Genomic DNA, 16,703 nt, shown 5'->3' on the forward strand with positions numbered 1-16,703 from the left:
TTATGGTCCAAGATGATCAAATTTTTCTCACTACTGCCAAAGAATTACTAACCCTTTTGGGTATTGAAGCAAAAATTTCTCTTCACGAAGAAGATGAGGGGGTGGTTTTAGAAATCGATAATGAGGAAAGTGGGATTTTAATTGGGTATCATGGTGAAACTTTGCAAGCCCTGCAAATAATTTTATCGCAACTAGTTTATAAAAAAACAGGGGAGTGGCAAAAATTTACCATTGATGTGGGAGGATATCTTCAAGGGCGGAAAGAGCAATTGTACAACATGGCTGATCGCGCTGTTGATCAAGTGAGAGCTACAGGCAAATCTCAATCACTACCATATTTGTCAGCCAAAGAGCGGCGCCTAATTCACACCTATTTATCTCAAGTGGAAGGAATTAAAACAGAATCAATTGGCGAAGATGAAGCTAGGCGTCTTGTGGTTTTCCCTCAATCATAATTAGTCTTCTGCTTGGTTTATATCTACTTTCTGGCTAAAATAAGAGCCAAGATGTTGCCAGTTTTTTTGCTAAAATTTTTTAAAACAAATAAATTCAGACTAGATATTTTTTTGACTTATGTGTTGGTGCTAGTTATGCCCACCCAACTAGCTAAACACTTTTGGCCTCAATCAGTTTTGCTCAATGGTTTAAGAGTTGATTATTTAAGTCTGAATCTGAGTGTGGTGGATATAATTTTATTACTCCTTTTGGGAGTATTTTTATATCAAGTGCTTTCTTCTAAGGCCAAGGTGGTAGTGTACAAGCCTTGGCTGTTATTAGCTGTTACCATATTTTTATGGAATCTATTGCAACTTTTTTGGGTTCCGCTCCAGCTTTCACACCTGCTTTTTTCCATGCGCTTATTTGTGCTGATTTTAGTTTCAGCTTTTGTGAGTCGTATTAAATGGCAAGAGCATATAGTTGCTCTTTTATTTTTTGTGCAATATGTTTTATTGCTACTACTTTCACTAATGCAAATAAGTTTAGGTCGTAGCCTTCAGGGGATTTGGTATTTTCTAGGCGAACGGTATTTGACCATAAGTACACCAAGTATTGCGCTGGCACAAGTGGGTCAGCAACTGTGGTTGCGTCCCTATGCTACTTTTTCTCACCCCAATGTTTTGGCTGGTTATGTGTGCTTGAGCCTGGTTTTTTTACTATTTTGGCAAACGAAAACGGTGGGGCAAAAGATGGTTCAACTTTTAGCTATTGGTATTGGGATGCTATTAATCTTACTTAGTTTCTCGCAAGCAGCCTGGTTTGTACTGGCAATGATTGTTCTAATGTTTTTAGGAAAACCTTTTTTAAAACACTTAGCTGATAAGGGGTATTCCTGGTTTTGGTTTGGATTGATCTTAATTAGTTTGCTAATTCCATTTTTGCTTCTGGTTCTTGGCAACTTTTTTAGAGCTGAAGAACTACTGGTTCGGAATCAGCTTTTTGAAACCTTTTGGAAAGCTTTGCCCAAAGCTTTACTTGGTGGTTATGGTTGGTGGGGATTTTTAGCTAAGCTTCCGCAATCAGCTAATTTGGTATTAAACAGATCTTGGTTACAACCAGCACATCATGTTTGGTGGAGCCTCATTGGATCAGTTGGTTTGTTGCCAATGGTGATCTTATTTTTTTACCATCAAAAAATAAGCCTGGTTTTTAAAAGCAGTTTTAAAAGCGTGGCATTGTTGGTGACAGTTATGTTATTGGGAAGCTTTGATCACTATTTGATAACCCAGCAACAAACTTTGGTTTTACTATTTTTTCTCATTGCCTGGTTGGTAAAAAGTGAAAAACCGGCTCAGACGTGAATAGCTAAAGCATGAAACATACTCCGAAAAAGATGACGTATTACAGGATTTAAGCCAATCATCTTCTGGCTAAAGCTCAAAGCCGTATGGTATGATGCAAAGCATGATTAATCTACAAGCCACTGATCAAGTCAAAATTTTTTCTGATGGAGGAGCGCGAGGCAATCCCGGACCGGCCGCTACTGGCTATGTAGTAATAGTAGGGGAAGAGGTAGTTTGGGAAGATAAAAATTATCTTGGTGAAACTACTAATAACGTGGCTGAGTATGAAGCTATTAAACAAGCTTTGTCTAAAATAGCCTCGCTACCATTATTGCCCAAAAGCATTGATTGTTTTTTAGATTCTGAACTAGTAGTTAAGCAGCTTAAGGGTGAATATAAAATCAAACAAGCTCACTTGGCGCTTCATGCAACCCAGGTCTATCAGCTTATAAAGCAAATGAAAGAACGAGGTTGTGCTCAAATTAGCTTTAATTATGTTCCCAGAACCCAGAACAAAGCTGCTGATGCTTTGGTTAATCAAGCTTTGGACGCTCAAGCTAAATTATAGTTTAGTAGGCAGGCCTGTTCACGTTCACGCCTGTTATTTAGCATTTTTCCGAATTTTTCTCCTAAAATCACCGAGGTAATAACCCAAACAGGATAAGACTTGTCACCATCAGGGGTTCTAGCGTATGATAGTAGGGACGATATCGTTATAATTTTCTGCCCATGTCCAGCCATACTACCTCTTCATCTCGAACCGATGATAATTTAATCCATTGCCTTATTGCCGGAGGAGCTGGGTTTATTGGTTCTCATTTGTGTCAAATGCTGCTGGATCAAAACTGTGCGGTTTATTGTGTGGATAATTTTTCCACAGGTCGTAAAGCCAATATTGAGACTCTTACTAAAAGCCCCAACTTTACTTTTATTGAACATGATCTCAATGAGCAAGCTCCGCTCAAGGTTGATCACCAACTAGATTACATATTCCACGTAGCTGGAATTGAAGCTTATACCAATGGTCTGGATGCTGACATGGATACATTGCTGGTGAATTCATTTGGAGCCAAAACCTTATTGGAGCTAGCTCGTGAACACCGGGCTAAATTTCTACTAGGCTCAGCTGAGCAGATTTATGGTCAAAACGGTTTAGGGGTTGGTTTTAGTAACTACTTTGGTGACAGTCGGGCTCAACAAGGTCAGCAAGTGTTTTTAGAGGCTAAGCGGTTTTCAGAAGCTCTAACCGTTGAATATGCTAAAGAGCAACAAATTGATGCCCGAATTGTGCGCCTGGCTTTTTTGTTTGGCCCCAAAATGAACCTACATTCAGGTAATATGTTAGCCAAGATTTTATTGGGCGCTGTTAAAGATGGGGTGGTGGGATTACCGAATGATGGCATGGCAGTTTTGTACCCAACTTTTATTACTGATGCAGCTTATGGTCTTATCAAAGCTATGTTTTCTCAGAGCTCAAAAGGCAAGATTTATGGCTTAATCAATCCCCAGCCAGTAACGCTTTTAAATCTGGCTTATCAAATCAGGGATACACTTAAAAGAGATATTAAAATCAATTTTTATCCTAATGAAAAATTACCACCAAACCCCATTATTGCTCAAGAAATTTTAAAAAGTCAGGAAGCCTTGGGATGGTATCCAAGAGAAAACCTTAACTCTGGTATCAAAAAAACCCTGGATTGGTTAGAGGGCGAGGGTTTGGTAAATACACCTCGAAAAGAATTAGTGACAGAGATTGTAAATGAACCTAAGCCCCAAAAAATATCAGCCCCTGAGCCAGTGGTAAAAACAACCTATCAAGAAAAAATCAAACCATTGCAAGTAGCTCCACCTATTCAAAGTAGTTCTGAGTTAGTAGTCAAATCAGAACCAGTGGTCACCACTGTCCAGCCGACTGTTTCTAAAAAAGGTTGGTTGTGGGAGATTAAACATAAGAAAATCCAAGCCTCTTTAAGCCAGGTTCAAAATCAAGACAAACACCATGTTTTTAAGTTGAGCTATCTCTTGATTATTTTTGGCATTTTGCTTTTACTTGGTATTGGTTTGGGGCCAAGATTAGGGCTAGCTATGTTAACAAGCCGTGGCGGGGCCCAAACAAATTTAGTGCAAAACTTGCTAAAAGAGGAAAATATAGAACAAGCTAAATCAGCTTTAGCTAAATCTAAACAAACCTTGGCTCAGGCCCGGTCAATCCAAAACTTATTTACCTGGCAACAAGACTTGTTTGGTGTCAAGCTAGGCGATGAGGTTACTACCTATTTACAGTATGGTAGTAGAGCCAATGCTATTTTAGATAGCCTGCTCCAAGTTAAAAGCCAAACCCAAAATTTGGCAGAAATTGTATTTGGGGACCAAACTGGTGACCCCAAAGAAGCGCTGCAGCAATTACAGTTAAATTTATCAGAAGCTAATCAAAACCTAAGTCTGCTCCAAGCAGACCAAGCCTTGAAAGAACAAAATGATAACTTTTCAGTTCAAAGTCTAGCTATGAAAGACCAAGTGGTAGCTATGAATGAAATGGTTAGTATTTTGCCTGACTTGCTAGCTTTTGACTCCAAGAAAACCTGGTTAATCTTATTACAAGATGAGCATGAGTTACGATCTACTGGTGGCTTTATTGAAGGAGTAGCGCTTCTTACTATGGATCAGGGAAAATTGGCTGATTTTCAGACTATGGATGTTTATAGTTTAGACCAACAACTTAAAGGAGCGGTTGAACCGCCAACAGAAATCAAAGACTACTTGAAAGAACAGGCTTGGTGGTTGCGCGATTCCAACATAAACCCTAATTTTCCTGAAAGCGCAGCTCGAGCAGCTTGGTTTGTGCAAAAAGAACTAGGTATTAAGGCTGATGGAGTTATGGCTGTTAATTTAGCTTTTTTCCAAAAATACTTAGCTCAAAGTGGAGAACTTTTTTTGCCAGAATTTGATGAAAAAGTAAGCAGTGGCAATATTATGGAGCGGGCTCAACAGCATGCAGAAATTACTTTACTAGATGAAGATAAAAATAACACCTCAAAAAGTTTTTTGGTAAGCCTGGCTAAACATAGTTTTGAAAGAATAAAAGGCCAAATTGGTAGTTTTGATGACGTGGTGCTGTCAATGCATCAAGCTTTGGGAGAAAATGATTTACAAATTTGGTTGCCAGACACAAACTCAGCTTCTTTTATGGATGAAGTCGGATGGGATGGTTCACTGCGTTCAACGCCAACACAACTGGTAGAATTTGGCACCATTGACTTGAGTGATTTTTTGGCCACATTTGAGGCCAATTATGGTTTTAATAAAACCAATTACTATATGAAGCGCTCTATTGAGCATGATGTAGCTATCAATGAAAAAGGGCAAGTCCAAGCTGAAACCAGGTTATCTTTACAAAACTCAAGTACTACAGAAGCCTGGCCAGGGGGCACTTATCAAGTATTAGTCAAAACCTATATTCCGGCTGATAGCAAGGTAAGCCAAGTTTGGGTGGGGGATAGTGTCCAAAATCTTAAAAAGATTGGTTCTAAGCAAGTCGCTATTAGTAGCGAGGGTGGTAAAAATCTAGTAACGCTTTTTCTGAAAGTTTTGCCCCAGCAGACCCAGATTGTCCAAATAGATTACCAGCTATCCGATGGTTTGCCGATTGGACAAGAAAGTAGTAACTATGCGCTGTATGTTCAAAAGCAGTCAGGCATTACTGATTTACCCATAACAGTGCACATAACATATCCAGATAGTTTACAGGTAGCTAAGTTATCTCATAAAGCCCAGTTATCTCCTGGCGCATTGGATATTTCTCTAGACACTAATAAAGATGCAGTTGTAGCTGTTTCTTTTTCTCCCTAAATCTGATAAAATGCCTTCGTTTTACAAGCTATATATAAAGGAGACAGTATGGCAGTTAAATTAAACCTCAATGCTCAAAAACGAGAAGTTTTTGGTCGTAAAGTTAAAAACCTACGTAAAGAAGGTAAAGTTCCAGCCAATATTTATGGTACTAAGGTAAAATCCCAAGCCATTACTTTAGACATAACCGAATTCAAGCAAGTTTTCAAAGAAGCTGGAGAAACCACCATTATTAACATACAAATTGATGATGAAAAAGAAACCAGGCCAATCTTGGTTCATGAAGTTCAAGTTCATCCGGTTGATCGACAGGTTTTGCACATTGATTTACGCCAAGTTGATCTTAAGCAAAAAATCAAAGCTTTTGTGGGAATTGAATTAATGGGTGAAAGTCCGGCTCAGGCTTTGGGCGGAGTAGTTATTACTCTTAAAGATGAATTAGAAGTGGAAGCTTTACCAACTGATTTACCAGAAAACTTTACTATTGATATTAGCAAGCTTAAAGAAATTGGTGACACTATTTTGGTTAAGGATTTAGAGTACGATAAGGAAAAAGTTCAGATTTTAGCTGAAGCAGATGAAGCTTTGGTTAAAGCTGAAGAACCTCAAAAAGAAGAGCCAGAAGAAGCTCCTGCTCCAGTTGAAGGAGAAGCTACTGCTGAAGGTGAAACCACTGAAACCAAAGAAGAAAAAACTGAAGAAGCTGCTAAAGAAGCGTAAGTGCTAGTTCAGTTGCTGAAACCTCTTGGGTAGTAGGGGATAAAGCCACATCGCAAAATCCAGGCTATTATGACTGGCTTTGTCTTGCCAGAGCTGCGCCTCTGTTTTAGCCTTTAGAAGCCAAAGTTGCCACAAATAAGGATTTTTTTCTAGTTGTTGATTAATTTTATTTAGTAAGTCACGCTGAGTTTTAGCTGCGCTTATATATTTTTTAGTCTCTTCCATGTTGTCTGTGAAAAAAGGAATTGTGTTAATAAGTCTAAAACTTGTCTGGGACCTATTAAAATAAGTTTGGGCTAATTGTTCATAACCTAAGTCATACAGCTGTTTGCTAATAGTGGTGTAGGTAAGAGGCCAAGTAGGGTAAAAATTAAGGGTTTGAAGTAGATTGCTTTGAGGGTGTTTACTAAAACGTTGGTTTTCAAAGTAGGTATTGCCAGCTAGGAAAAAGAGTATTAGTAATACCATACTTACCCAGCGGATTTGCCATATAAAAATAGATAAACCCGTAACTCCTTGGTAAAAAAAGTTCCAAATACCAGTAATTAAGCTAAAAAACAATGCAATTATGGTTTGTAAGGCCTTTCCGCCTAATAAAAAATAGTTTTTTATTCCTTTGGCAGCGTTTTTAAGCAATAATTTTGTCTTATCTGGAAAGTTTTTATCTTTGATTATTTGCCATTTTTGCTTTATATATTCGTTAATTTTTTGAATAACGTTAGTAGTTTTTTGTTTTAATTCCTGGGTTTTTTCAAGGCGTTGTTCTTTCTCTTCTTGTTTTTTCTTTAGCTCAGCAATGATTTGGCGACGGGGTTTAAATTTAGGAGACATAGTTTTTATTCTAACCAATTATGAAGTAAAACAGAAGTTTAAGCGCCAAAGCGGCGCTGACGTTTAGCAAAGTCAGCAAGTGCTTTATCAAATTCTTTGGTGTCAAAATCAGGCATTAACACATCTGTGAAATAAAATTCAGCATATTGAGATTGCCAAAGCAGGTAACCAGATAATCTTTGGGCACCACCGGTGCGGATAATCAAATCTGGATCCGGTAAATCGATGGTATCTAGGTATGTATTAAAATCCGCTTCAGTTAACTTGGCAATTTCTGGTCTGGATTTATCTTGAACCAGTTTTTTAATAGCTCTAACGATTTCATCCCGCCCACCATAATTTAAAGCAATAGTGACTACTAATTTAGTATTATTGCGAGAATCGTATTTTAGTTTTTCAATTGAAGTAACTAATTTGGGCGGTAGTTGTGATAAATCACCAATAGTATTCAGTCTAATACCAGCTTGGTTATATTTATCAACATTTTTTTGTAACACCTGCTCTAATAGTTTAAAAAGACTGTTGCAAAAGCGTCGACCCCGTTTCCAATTTTCCGTAGAAAAAGCCCAAAAAGTGACATAAGGGATACCTAATTTAAGACAATGAAAAACTAAATCATCAATGGTTTGATTGGCAACTTTGCTATGGCCAGTGATCGCTGATCGTTTATGAAGTGTAGCCCAGCGACGATTACCATCCACAATAAAGGCTACGTGCTGAGGAAGAAGTTGATTCATGATATCAGAGCAGCTACCATTAAAAACCTAATTTTAACCCAAACATAATCTGCAAAATTTGCATGACCCAATAGGCTATAAAAATAATAGCAAAGCCAATCAAAGCTGAAACAATCATACCTTGACCCTGTTTTACTTTATCGGGATTTCCGACTGAAACCAAGAGAGTAAAACCACCAAAAATGAGCATACCAAAAAGAATTAGACCGGCAAAGGCCATAACATAAGGAAGAAGAAGGGAGATTATCATACCAACCTTGTTGCTGCCAGACCACTGAGCAGCTTTTGATCCATCTGTTGTTAAAGGATCATAAATTTCTACCCCAGAAGCTCCAGGAAGTGTTAACCAAAATTTTGAAACGGTTTGTTTATTTATTTTCATATTTTTAACTAAAACCAGGGATTTGTAAAACATCAACACCAATAATGCCCAATAAATAGGTGGCAAAAATAATAAAAAATAAACCAGCAATAGCAGATACAATAATTTCTTTAGCCTGCTTTAGCTTTTCTGGGTCACCAGCAGAAGTAATCATTAAAAATGAACCAAGACCAATTAAGAGAAAGGCTATTCCTCCCGCTAGACCGATTGCAAATTTAAACACCCAAGCAATAAATGGTTTTAATTCATAGGGGATACAACCAATAGCAGTCTCCATGCCGTCATCATTGCCGTCACTATCTGTATCGCAGGTATCAGGTTTTATGGGAATAGGGTCAACGTCAGTGCTATTTGGATTAGTTGTACTACCAGTAATCTTGGGGGTAGTTTTTTTATCTTCTTCAGTGCAATACTCCTTTTTTAATATGGTTTGACTACAAACACTTTGGACAATTACGCCCTGTTCTGTTTTTATGGCAAACTCATTTTCTTTCTCATTAATCCAGTATGGTGTCCAATCATTTATATTAATTGTGCTTGAGAAAGAGCCGTTTTGTGCTTGAACCTTGACTATGTTTGTGTTGTTTAAATAAATTTCAACCAAACCATTAAACGATTGGTTATCAACAACTAGATTATTAGAAGATATAGATATAGAAGTATTATTGTTATCTATACAACCACTGGGAGAAAGAGTGATATCGCAATTGTCGGGCAAAGCTAAATCGGTTTCAATTTTGTAAAAAATTTCACAAAGACCTAGACCTGTAGTGAGATTATGTAATGTAACCCACCTATTTCCATTATCTAATTCGGTAATTCCAAGAGCACCTTGTCTACTAAAAGCACTATCTCCATCTCCATCGCTATGAATAATGACGTTTAAGTTTTGAGATGGGTGGAAGGGATTAGATGTATGACCTTCAATTGTAATAGAATATTGGTCATCTGGATCAAGACTATTAGAAATTATTTGAAAAATCAATTCACTCTCTTGCCCAGAAATAATAAGATCTTTATCTATGGTTATATAGTTTAAATCTCGACAATCGGGTAATGCGGCAAACGCATTACCTTGAAAAATAAACAAAAACAAGCAATAAAAAAACAAAATTCGTATGAATATAGTGAGACTATTTAGCTTCATGATAATTTGGAGTCAATCAAAAGTTCTATAGTGTATTATATAGTTAATTTATGTTGAAAAGCAAAAAGACCCTCTGTTTATTGTTTGCAATTTTTGTTTGTTGTGGTTTTCTCTTTAGAAATGTGGAGCTGGTCAAAGCTGATGAGCTGGAAGACATTGCCCGGCAAATTGCGGAGTTAGAAAAAGCTAAACAGCAAAGCGAAGATGCAACCAAACCTTTAGAAGCAGAAGTAACCAGATTGGAACAGAAAATTACAAATATCCAAACCTCTCTTGCTCAAGCTGCGGCCAATATTGAAAAATTAGAAACCAGTATTGACCAGCGGGAAAAGGACTTTGATCATCAGTATCAAATTTTAACTAGTCGGGTTGAACAATTTTATAAACGCTTGCGCCAACCACCCGAGCTACTTCTGCTTTTTTCAAGTAGTAACGCTTCTCAACTGACTAGAGAACTAAGCTACCGTCGCAGTGTAACTGAAGAAGACAAAAAAATCATTGCTCAAATTTCTCGGGACCTATCTAGTTTAGAAAAAGATAAACAAAAAGTTGAAAATGATAAGGCTTATTTAGAGAAGCTGCGAGGACAGCTAGCAACCCAAACTGACTTTTTTAAAGGAGAAATTGAAGGTGCTAGGGCTTATCAGGAAGACTTATCTCAGAAGATTACCGAACTGACTCAAAAACAGAAAGAACTGCTAGCCAAAAAAACGGCAACCTTCCAAATTTCAGTTGGTAACGTACCTCTAGCTGATGATCCAGCTTCCAGACCAGATTATAACCCAGGCTTTTCACCAGCTTTTGCAGCTTTTTCATTTGGAGCACCTCATTTTAAAGGCATGAGTCAGTATGGAGCCTTTGGTCGAGCCAAGGAGGGTCAGTTGGTTGAGGAGATTTTGAAAGCATATTATGGTAATGGTGTTGAAATCAAAAAAGATTATGATCCCAATACTCAAATTAATGTAGAAGGTTATGGCAATTTCTCACTTGAAGATTATGCTAAACGGATCTATGAAATGCCTGGCAGTTGGGGTGATGAAAACGGTATGGAAGCTTTGAAAGCCCAAGCCGTAGCAGCTCGGAGTTACGCTTTAGCCCGAATGCAATCATCTGGCTCAATTTGTGCTAGTGAATCTTGTCAAGTTTTTAAGTCGGAACCAAAAGGCGGTAACTGGGAAGCGGCAGTTGATGCAACTCGTGGTTGGGTTTTGATGGCTAATGGTCAGCCTTTTTCAGCTTGGTATGCTTCTACTTCTGGTGGTTATCAGGAATCATATAGTTTTAATGGTTATTCAACTCCTGGTTTTTGGGATACTAAAAATGGTCGGTCAGGTTGGACATCTGATGCTTATGAAAAAATTGCCGATTCGCCCTGGTTTTATAAAGGCTGGTATAAAACCCGCGGCGGAACTAGTTGTGGTCGTTCACATCCCTGGTTATCTCAGGAGGAAATGGCAGATATTGTTAATGCCGCTATTGTTTATAGTAGTGACGAATCAAGCCAAAGCCATTTATCTCAAGAAGACTCGAGCTGTTTTGGTGAAGCTATCCCAGATACTTGGTCTAAGGATCAGCTTAAAAGTGAAGCTAATGGCCACGGGGGAGCGGTAACTAGTATTAGTTCGGTGTCAATTACTTATAGTGAAGATGGTACTACCTCGCAAGTTGTTTTTAATACCAATAGAGGCGCAGTTCCTATTGATGGTCAGAAATTTTATAAAGTTTTTAATTTGCGGGCGCCCGGAGCTATTCATTTGACATCAGGGCTTTTTAACATTGAAAAGAAGTAGCCTATGCTACAATAAAGTCTAGATATGCCGGAAATTTATTCTGCTAGTGCTAAACAAGCAAACCCAACCAGTCAAGCTAAAAAATCCCAGCCTCAAAGTCAACAGATTTTGAAGGATATCCAGTCTGAATTAGTTAAAATCCAAACGGGTGTATTGTCTGGCTTTAAAACTTTCCCAACTAAAGTCAAATTTGAAACTCAGGAAGATCAAGAAAAAATTATCTTGTTGCTGAGACGACATTTTATCACCAATGTTTCCTGGATTGTAACTAGCTTTATTATGGTTTTAGCTCCATTTATAGCACCTTATTTGGGTATACTTTCTTTTCTACCGACTCGTTTTCAATTGGTAACTTTTATGTTCTGGTATTTATTTGTCATTGCCTATATTTTAGAAAACTTTTTATCCTGGTATTTTAATGTTTATATTATTACTGACGAACGAGTAGTTGATGTGGATTTTTATTCTCTAGTCTATAAACGGATTTCTGATTGTAAAATTGATAAAATTGAAGATGTTACTTTTACTCAAGGTGGCTTGCTGCAATCAGTTTTTAACTATGGTTGGATCAATATTCAAACTGCCGCTGAAATCACTGAATTTGAGTTTGAAGCTGTACCCAGACCAGCTCAGGTAGTCAAAGTATTAAATCAATTGCTAGTACAAGAAGAGCAAGAAAAAATTGAAGGGAGAGTACGTTAAATATGGCAAATCCAGTAATTCTACCAGACACTGTTTGGCTTGTTGTAAAGTATATTTACTTAGCTGTGCTACTGTTGTTTACCTTCTTTTCAATTATTGTCGTCAGACAAATTCACCTCATGACAGCTACACTTAATGGAAGTATCGATGCTCCGCTTAAAATTGTTGGCTATTTGTATTTAATGTTAGTTATTATTGTTTTCTTCTTAGCACTCATATTGTTGTAATACAATAAATAGGTAGTAATAACTCAGCATAGCGATCTCATGCCCAAAATAGTCTTTCATCTCTTTGGTCAAAGCGATTTGACTAAAGTTCAATCTAAGCAGCAAACAATACTTTTACAGCTTCATCAATCCTCTATGCTTGTTTGGCTTTTGATTGGTAAAACAGAACAAATACTGGTACCTAGTTCAGAAGATCTTCAAAAAGAGATAGTCCAATACTTACCTGGGAACTTAACTATTTTTTATCAAAATCTTGTCAAAAAACTAGCCAAACCGATTTGTTTACTGGCTATTAAAAAAGATAAAAAACCCACAACCTTACAATGTTTTGGAGATGTCCATTTTCAGGTTTTACTGTATCGGAATCAAAAGCTTAGTCAGTTGCCAATGAGTCCAATGGGTTTAAGTGGGGAATTTATGACAGGCGATACATTACTTTGGGGTACGAGCGATTTTATAAAACTTACTACTCAGCATATTCAATTAGCTTTGCACAGCAATTCATGGCTAGAGCTGGCCAAAATACTTGGTCATGATTCCTCAAAAATAGGAGGCATTGTGCAATATTTGAGCAAGACTCCACCTTCTTTTCCTAAAATTCCCAATCTTACAAAATTGCGGTTTAATCCTCAAGATATTAAATATAAGCTTTTTGATCAAACAAACTATATATCAAAGCGCCAAGGAACTTTTTCCAAAAAACGCCGGATAGCTTTAGGAATAGCTTTTTTATTTTTACTCTTGCTTGGAGGTAGTTTAGGTTTGGGTTATTGCAAAAAAATGCAATTTAATCAAGAAAAACAAGAGCAACAGCTAGCAGAGGCAATTACCTATAAGCTCAATCAAGCCACCTCTTTACAAAACCTTAATCCCAACAGGGCTAAAACTCTCCTTAATGAAGCCAAACAAATTTTAGAAGAATATGAGCAAAACACAGACCAAGCTACTCAAATCAAGAGCTTGCAGGAAAAATTGGACGAAGCTTATGCTCAAGTTGCTAGACAACATCAAGTTAGAGAACCGGAAATCTTTTATGATCTTAGTCTGTTTCGGGATGGCTTTTCACTCTCGCAAATGTCTTTATCCGAAGATGACTTAGTATTACTTGATCAAGATAATCAAGTTTTAGCCTTACTTAATGTTGAGAGTAAGGCTATTAAAATTTTAGCTGGTAAAGATTTAGTTTTTACCGATACAACTTTGGCTTCAATTCCGGCTTGGGTATTTTTAGCCTCAGATAGTAAAATTCAAATTATTGATAAACAAAGCGGGAAGCAGTTGCAAAGCTTTCGCCTCAGCAAAATCACCATTGATCAAATATTAGGCTATAGCAATAACGTGTATGTATTAGACAAAAACTTGGGCCAACTTTGGCGTTTTCGAGGCATAAAAGATAGTTTAGCTGAACCAGATGCCTTTTTCTCGCAGGAGCAAGATTTACAGGAAATTAATGATTTTGCGATTGATGGCTCGGTTTGGCTACTACGAGCTGATGGGGGAGTTGAGCAGTACACAATGGGTTTGCGGGATGCTTACTATCCTAGTTTTAGTTTAGATGTGCCACTTAAAAACCCACAGCGAATTATCACAGATGAAGACTGTAAAAACCTTTATATCTTAGATCAGGCTAACAATAGAATTGTGGTTATTTCTAAACAAGGAGAATATGTGGGGCAATATCTTTGGGATAAAATCCAAGAAATTGATACTATCACGGTTTCAGAAAACTTGGGCAAAATCCTGCTTGGTCTAGATGATAAGATATATGGAATTGACCTGCAGAAATAATACAGGAAATATGCGGAAATAATTTATGAAAATCATCAATCGTAAAGCTAGATTTAACTATGAGCTGCTGGACCGGTTTGAAACTGGAATTGTGTTAACTGGAGCCGAAGTCAAAAGTGCTAAGGCTGGTCATGTATCTCTGGCCCAGGCCCATGTGCGCTTAATGGGTGGAGAGCTGTTTTTAATCAATGCCACTATTTCTCCTTACAAATTTGCGGGCAATCAGGATGAGCAAGAACCGAATCGGATCAGAAAACTTTTAATGCACAAAAGCGAACTATTATCTTTGACTAAAAAAATGGAAAGTAGTAATTTGACTCTAGCGCCAACAGCTATGTACACCAAACACCATAAAGTTAAAGTAGAAATTGCCTTAGCGCGGGGTAAAAAACAGCATCAGAAAAAACAGAAAATAAAAGAGCAGGATTTGGATCGGGAAGCTCAAAAAATATTAAAGACTATTACTTAAAAAATTGCATAAGAAATGCAGCGCTAACAATCCTTTCTTTTCCACTTGGTTCAATGATTCTGCATTTTAGCCCAAAACTTCCATTATGAATAACTTCTAAAACTTGAATGTCTGTGTCTGGGATTATAAAAGGCCCTTTTCCTTTAAAGTCATGCACAAGAACTGGTTTAATTAAGCTTAATAAATTGCCCCTTCTGTCCTCTGTTTGAGCCATATTGGGAGTATTATTTTTTGTTACAACATCTTTCATTGCTGATTAGGTGTAATCAACGGGAAATTTTGCACTCTGAGATTCCATAATAAAAAATAAAAATATTTATCATTTACACACAATACATTGTACGTCAATTATAGTGTGTTGTTGTATGTAAAAAATTGACAAACAAAGTATAATAAGTGCGATATTACATATTGTTTTATGTATATATGGGGATGTTTAGAATCGATGGTTTTGCTCATTAAAAACTGGCACGCCGACATTAAATAGTTGTCGTTAAACAGATTTAAAAAAATAAGTGCTGATAAACAAGTCAACACAAATCGAGGTCGAACTTTAGCTGATAAGGCTAAAGATGCTGTTAATTCAGCTTTTGACTTTGGTTTCCGAACACCAGCTTTTGCTCTAGCAGCTTAATTTGGTTTAGGACATCTTAGCTCACTTTTCCTGAGGGAGTCGAGCTAGGGTGAAAACAAACTTCAGGTGTAAGACTAGTCTGGTCAGCTAGCCCGAAACTTTTGACCAAACTAGCAAGCTATGAATTGCTTGTTATTCACCTTGCTAGTATCTTAACAAGCTATGCGTGTAGAAAGTTTTTAGTAACACAATCAGACGAGGGTGCAATTCCCTCCATCTCCACAAAATTGCTACACTGGATAATACTATGCAGCTTAGCAATTTTTTTCTTGACTTCCTTTTTCCACCTACCTGTCTTTCTTGTGGTAAGTTTGCTGAAGTTTTGTGCTCCAAATGTTTAGCTCAAATTCATGAGCAGGAACAGTTGATCTGTCCTTTTTGTTTGCAAACTAGTCTGTATGGCCAAAAACACAGTAAGTGTAAAGGTAACCTTGACGGTTTGGTCGCAATTTGGTCGTATAAGGGCGTAATCCAAAAAGTGATTAAATCAGTTAAATATCGATACTACTGGGCTTTTTTTGATAAAATTATCCAGCTATATTTGTTGTACCTGCAAAAACCAAAGTATCAAAGACTTCAAAAGTATTTGGAGCAAAAACCAATTGTAATTCCGGTGCCATTACATAAGTTTAAACAAAAACAGAGAGGCTTTAATCAAGCTGAGATAATTGGTAAAACCCTGGCTAAATATTACGATTTGCCATTTTCCAAACAAATACTTATTAGAATCGTTAATACCAAACCGCAATCAGAACTATCTAAAAAAGAAAGAGCTGTAAATATCAAAAATGCTTTTTTTGCTTCTGGTAAAGTTTTACAAATAAGCTCTAAACCACTGAAAGACAAACAGATTTTACTGGTCGATGACGTGTGGACAACGGGCTCAACTATGCAGACTTGTGCTCGAATCTTGAAAAAACTGGGAGCAAGCAAAATCTGGGCTCTGACGCTCGCAAGATAAGATATAATACAAAAGAATCATGAAGCATGAATTATGAATAATGGTTTTGAGCCCCCTTCATAATTCTTGATTCAAAATTCATACTTCTGATTTCGGAAGGGTGGCAGAGCGGTCAATCGCAACGGTCTTGAAAACCGTGCCAGTTTACTGGCCCGTGAGTTCGAATCTCACCCCTTCCGCACACATCTACTATAGTAAATTTTCAAACCTCAATATATATGTCACCCATTATACTTGCATGGGTAGCCTCTGTTACCTATGGCCTATATACTATTACCGCCAAACTTATTGGTAAATATCAAATTAAAAATTCTTATCAATTTTCATTTTTTTCCATACTTTTTAGTAGCATTATTATGTCTGTAATCGCTTATTTATATGGTGGGAGATTAGCAGTGTCGTGGCCATATATTATTTTTGCTGCCTTGGCGACTGTAATCGGAGAAACTCTTTATCTTATAGCCTTAAAAACTTTAGATGTTTCAGTTATGTCTCCTCTTTTTAATATTAGAGTAGCTATTACTGTAATTCTTAGCTTTTTCATTTTAAATGATACCGCTCATTAATCCCTAGTCTTTAGACTAGAGGTGAAAGATTAGTTCTGGCATAATTTCTGGTATGGGACTCAAATATTGGATGGGTGCTCATACCAAGCATAGGTTGCTTTACCATCTAGTATTCATGC

General features: G+C 37.2%; 17 protein-coding genes, 1 tRNA gene and 1 other RNA gene. 14 read left to right on the forward strand and 5 right to left on the reverse strand.

Going from position 1 to position 16,703, the window contains the following annotated elements; genetic code table 11:
- The first annotated feature begins 2 nt into the window (after nucleotides 1-2).
- The 5 genes from GYA49_06070 (at nucleotide 3) to GYA49_06090 (ending at nucleotide 6,350) form a co-directional block, all read left to right on the forward strand.
- Nucleotides 3-455, forward strand: a complete 453-nt coding sequence (locus GYA49_06070; GenBank protein NMC36582.1) for a KH domain-containing protein — start codon at nucleotides 3-5, stop codon at nucleotides 453-455.
- Nucleotides 456-506: 51 nt separating this feature from the next.
- A complete protein-coding gene (locus GYA49_06075) occupies nucleotides 507-1,799 on the forward strand; it encodes a hypothetical protein (GenBank protein NMC36583.1) in 1,293 nt (430 codons plus the stop codon).
- A gap of 91 nt (nucleotides 1,800-1,890) precedes the next feature.
- Entirely contained in the window at nucleotides 1,891-2,349 is a 459-nt protein-coding gene (locus tag GYA49_06080; GenBank protein NMC36584.1) for a ribonuclease HI family protein, read from the forward strand.
- Between the two features lie 161 nt (nucleotides 2,350-2,510).
- The gene (locus tag GYA49_06085) at nucleotides 2,511-5,630 is read left to right on the forward strand and encodes an NAD-dependent epimerase/dehydratase family protein (GenBank protein ID NMC36585.1); all 3,120 of its coding nucleotides are present in this window, start codon (nucleotides 2,511-2,513) and stop codon (nucleotides 5,628-5,630) included.
- Between the two features lie 48 nt (nucleotides 5,631-5,678).
- A complete protein-coding gene (locus GYA49_06090) occupies nucleotides 5,679-6,350 on the forward strand; it encodes a 50S ribosomal protein L25 (GenBank protein NMC36586.1) in 672 nt (223 codons plus the stop codon).
- A 3-nt stretch (nucleotides 6,351-6,353) separates the two neighbouring features.
- Here GYA49_06090 and GYA49_06095 read toward each other — a convergent pair whose 3' ends face one another.
- The 4 genes from GYA49_06095 to GYA49_06110 are packed head-to-tail and all read right to left on the reverse strand — an operon-like array spanning nucleotide 6,354 to nucleotide 9,390.
- Nucleotides 6,354-7,181: a hypothetical protein gene (locus GYA49_06095; GenBank protein NMC36587.1), complete on the reverse strand. Its 828-nt coding sequence runs from the start codon at nucleotides 7,179-7,181 to the stop codon at nucleotides 6,354-6,356.
- 38 nt (nucleotides 7,182-7,219) lie between these two features.
- Nucleotides 7,220-7,918: a di-trans,poly-cis-decaprenylcistransferase gene (gene uppS / locus GYA49_06100; GenBank protein ID NMC36588.1), complete on the reverse strand. Its 699-nt coding sequence runs from the start codon at nucleotides 7,916-7,918 to the stop codon at nucleotides 7,220-7,222.
- A 19-nt stretch (nucleotides 7,919-7,937) separates the two neighbouring features.
- A complete protein-coding gene (locus tag GYA49_06105; GenBank protein ID NMC36589.1) occupies nucleotides 7,938-8,300 on the reverse strand; it encodes a hypothetical protein in 363 nt (120 codons plus the stop codon).
- Between the two features lie 4 nt (nucleotides 8,301-8,304).
- The gene (locus GYA49_06110; GenBank protein NMC36590.1) at nucleotides 8,305-9,390 is read right to left on the reverse strand and encodes a hypothetical protein; all 1,086 of its coding nucleotides are present in this window, start codon (nucleotides 9,388-9,390) and stop codon (nucleotides 8,305-8,307) included.
- A 107-nt stretch (nucleotides 9,391-9,497) separates the two neighbouring features.
- On the opposite strand from GYA49_06110, the gene GYA49_06115 reads away from it, so the two are divergent.
- The 5 genes from GYA49_06115 to smpB are packed head-to-tail and all read left to right on the forward strand — an operon-like array spanning nucleotide 9,498 to nucleotide 14,423.
- A complete protein-coding gene (locus GYA49_06115) occupies nucleotides 9,498-11,237 on the forward strand; it encodes a hypothetical protein (GenBank protein NMC36591.1) in 1,740 nt (579 codons plus the stop codon).
- Between the two features lie 24 nt (nucleotides 11,238-11,261).
- Nucleotides 11,262-11,939 (forward strand): PH domain-containing protein, encoded by a 678-nt coding sequence (locus GYA49_06120; GenBank protein ID NMC36592.1) that lies wholly within the window; start codon nucleotides 11,262-11,264, stop codon nucleotides 11,937-11,939.
- Between the two features lie 2 nt (nucleotides 11,940-11,941).
- On the forward strand, nucleotides 11,942-12,166 hold the full coding sequence (locus tag GYA49_06125; GenBank protein NMC36593.1) for a hypothetical protein: 225 nt from the start codon (nucleotides 11,942-11,944) through the stop codon (nucleotides 12,164-12,166).
- A 39-nt stretch (nucleotides 12,167-12,205) separates the two neighbouring features.
- Nucleotides 12,206-13,954, forward strand: a complete 1,749-nt coding sequence (locus tag GYA49_06130; GenBank protein NMC36594.1) for a hypothetical protein — start codon at nucleotides 12,206-12,208, stop codon at nucleotides 13,952-13,954.
- 25 nt (nucleotides 13,955-13,979) lie between these two features.
- Nucleotides 13,980-14,423, forward strand: a complete 444-nt coding sequence (smpB, locus tag GYA49_06135) for an SsrA-binding protein SmpB (GenBank protein ID NMC36595.1) — start codon at nucleotides 13,980-13,982, stop codon at nucleotides 14,421-14,423.
- Here smpB and GYA49_06140 read toward each other — a convergent pair.
- Nucleotides 14,416-14,673 carry a hypothetical protein gene (locus GYA49_06140; GenBank protein ID NMC36596.1) on the reverse strand — a complete coding sequence of 86 codons (258 nt, stop codon included), beginning with the start codon at nucleotides 14,671-14,673 and terminating at the stop codon, nucleotides 14,416-14,418. The genes smpB and GYA49_06140 overlap by 8 nt on opposite strands.
- Nucleotides 14,674-14,851: 178 nt before the next feature.
- Between GYA49_06140 and ssrA the strand changes: the two genes are divergently transcribed.
- The 4 genes from ssrA (at nucleotide 14,852) to GYA49_06160 (ending at nucleotide 16,584) form a co-directional block, all read left to right on the forward strand.
- Nucleotides 14,852-15,282: a transfer-messenger RNA gene (ssrA, locus tag GYA49_06145) on the forward strand.
- A 22-nt stretch (nucleotides 15,283-15,304) separates the two neighbouring features.
- Nucleotides 15,305-16,018 carry a ComF family protein gene (locus GYA49_06150; GenBank protein NMC36597.1) on the forward strand — a complete coding sequence of 238 codons (714 nt, stop codon included), beginning with the start codon at nucleotides 15,305-15,307 and terminating at the stop codon, nucleotides 16,016-16,018.
- Nucleotides 16,019-16,112: 94 nt separating this feature from the next.
- Nucleotides 16,113-16,197 (forward strand) — tRNA-Ser (locus GYA49_06155).
- Between the two features lie 39 nt (nucleotides 16,198-16,236).
- A complete protein-coding gene (locus GYA49_06160; GenBank protein ID NMC36598.1) occupies nucleotides 16,237-16,584 on the forward strand; it encodes an EamA family transporter in 348 nt (115 codons plus the stop codon).
- Nucleotides 16,585-16,703 lie beyond the last annotated feature (119 nt).

Source organism: Candidatus Beckwithbacteria bacterium, from assembly GCA_012797845.1.
Taxonomy (GTDB): domain Bacteria; phylum Patescibacteriota; class Microgenomatia; order UBA1400; family UBA1449; genus JAAZOH01.

What these genes read in the sequence shown, in the direction of transcription:
- GYA49_06090 (NMC36586.1), top strand. Translation starts at nt 5,679, where the DNA reads ATGGCAGTTAAATTAAACCTCAATGCTCAAAAACGAGAAGTTTTTGGT.
- GYA49_06085 (NMC36585.1), top strand. Translation starts at nt 2,511, where the DNA reads ATGTCCAGCCATACTACCTCTTCATCTCGAACCGATGATAATTTAATC.
- GYA49_06125 (NMC36593.1), top strand. Translation starts at nt 11,942, where the DNA reads ATGGCAAATCCAGTAATTCTACCAGACACTGTTTGGCTTGTTGTAAAG.
- GYA49_06130 (NMC36594.1), top strand. Translation starts at nt 12,206, where the DNA reads ATGCCCAAAATAGTCTTTCATCTCTTTGGTCAAAGCGATTTGACTAAA.
- GYA49_06095 (NMC36587.1), bottom strand. Translation starts at nt 7,181, where the DNA reads ATGTCTCCTAAATTTAAACCCCGTCGCCAAATCATTGCTGAGCTAAAG.
- GYA49_06105 (NMC36589.1), bottom strand. Translation starts at nt 8,300, where the DNA reads ATGAAAATAAATAAACAAACCGTTTCAAAATTTTGGTTAACACTTCCT.
- GYA49_06075 (NMC36583.1), top strand. Translation starts at nt 507, where the DNA reads ATGTTGCCAGTTTTTTTGCTAAAATTTTTTAAAACAAATAAATTCAGA.
- GYA49_06150 (NMC36597.1), top strand. Translation starts at nt 15,305, where the DNA reads ATGCAGCTTAGCAATTTTTTTCTTGACTTCCTTTTTCCACCTACCTGT.
- smpB (NMC36595.1), top strand. Translation starts at nt 13,980, where the DNA reads ATGAAAATCATCAATCGTAAAGCTAGATTTAACTATGAGCTGCTGGAC.
- GYA49_06120 (NMC36592.1), top strand. Translation starts at nt 11,262, where the DNA reads ATGCCGGAAATTTATTCTGCTAGTGCTAAACAAGCAAACCCAACCAGT.
- GYA49_06115 (NMC36591.1), top strand. Translation starts at nt 9,498, where the DNA reads ATGTTGAAAAGCAAAAAGACCCTCTGTTTATTGTTTGCAATTTTTGTT.
- GYA49_06160 (NMC36598.1), top strand. Translation starts at nt 16,237, where the DNA reads ATGTCACCCATTATACTTGCATGGGTAGCCTCTGTTACCTATGGCCTA.
- uppS (NMC36588.1), bottom strand. Translation starts at nt 7,918, where the DNA reads ATGAATCAACTTCTTCCTCAGCACGTAGCCTTTATTGTGGATGGTAAT.
- GYA49_06140 (NMC36596.1), bottom strand. Translation starts at nt 14,673, where the DNA reads ATGAAAGATGTTGTAACAAAAAATAATACTCCCAATATGGCTCAAACA.
- GYA49_06080 (NMC36584.1), top strand. Translation starts at nt 1,891, where the DNA reads ATGATGCAAAGCATGATTAATCTACAAGCCACTGATCAAGTCAAAATT.
- GYA49_06070 (NMC36582.1), top strand. Translation starts at nt 3, where the DNA reads ATGGTCCAAGATGATCAAATTTTTCTCACTACTGCCAAAGAATTACTA.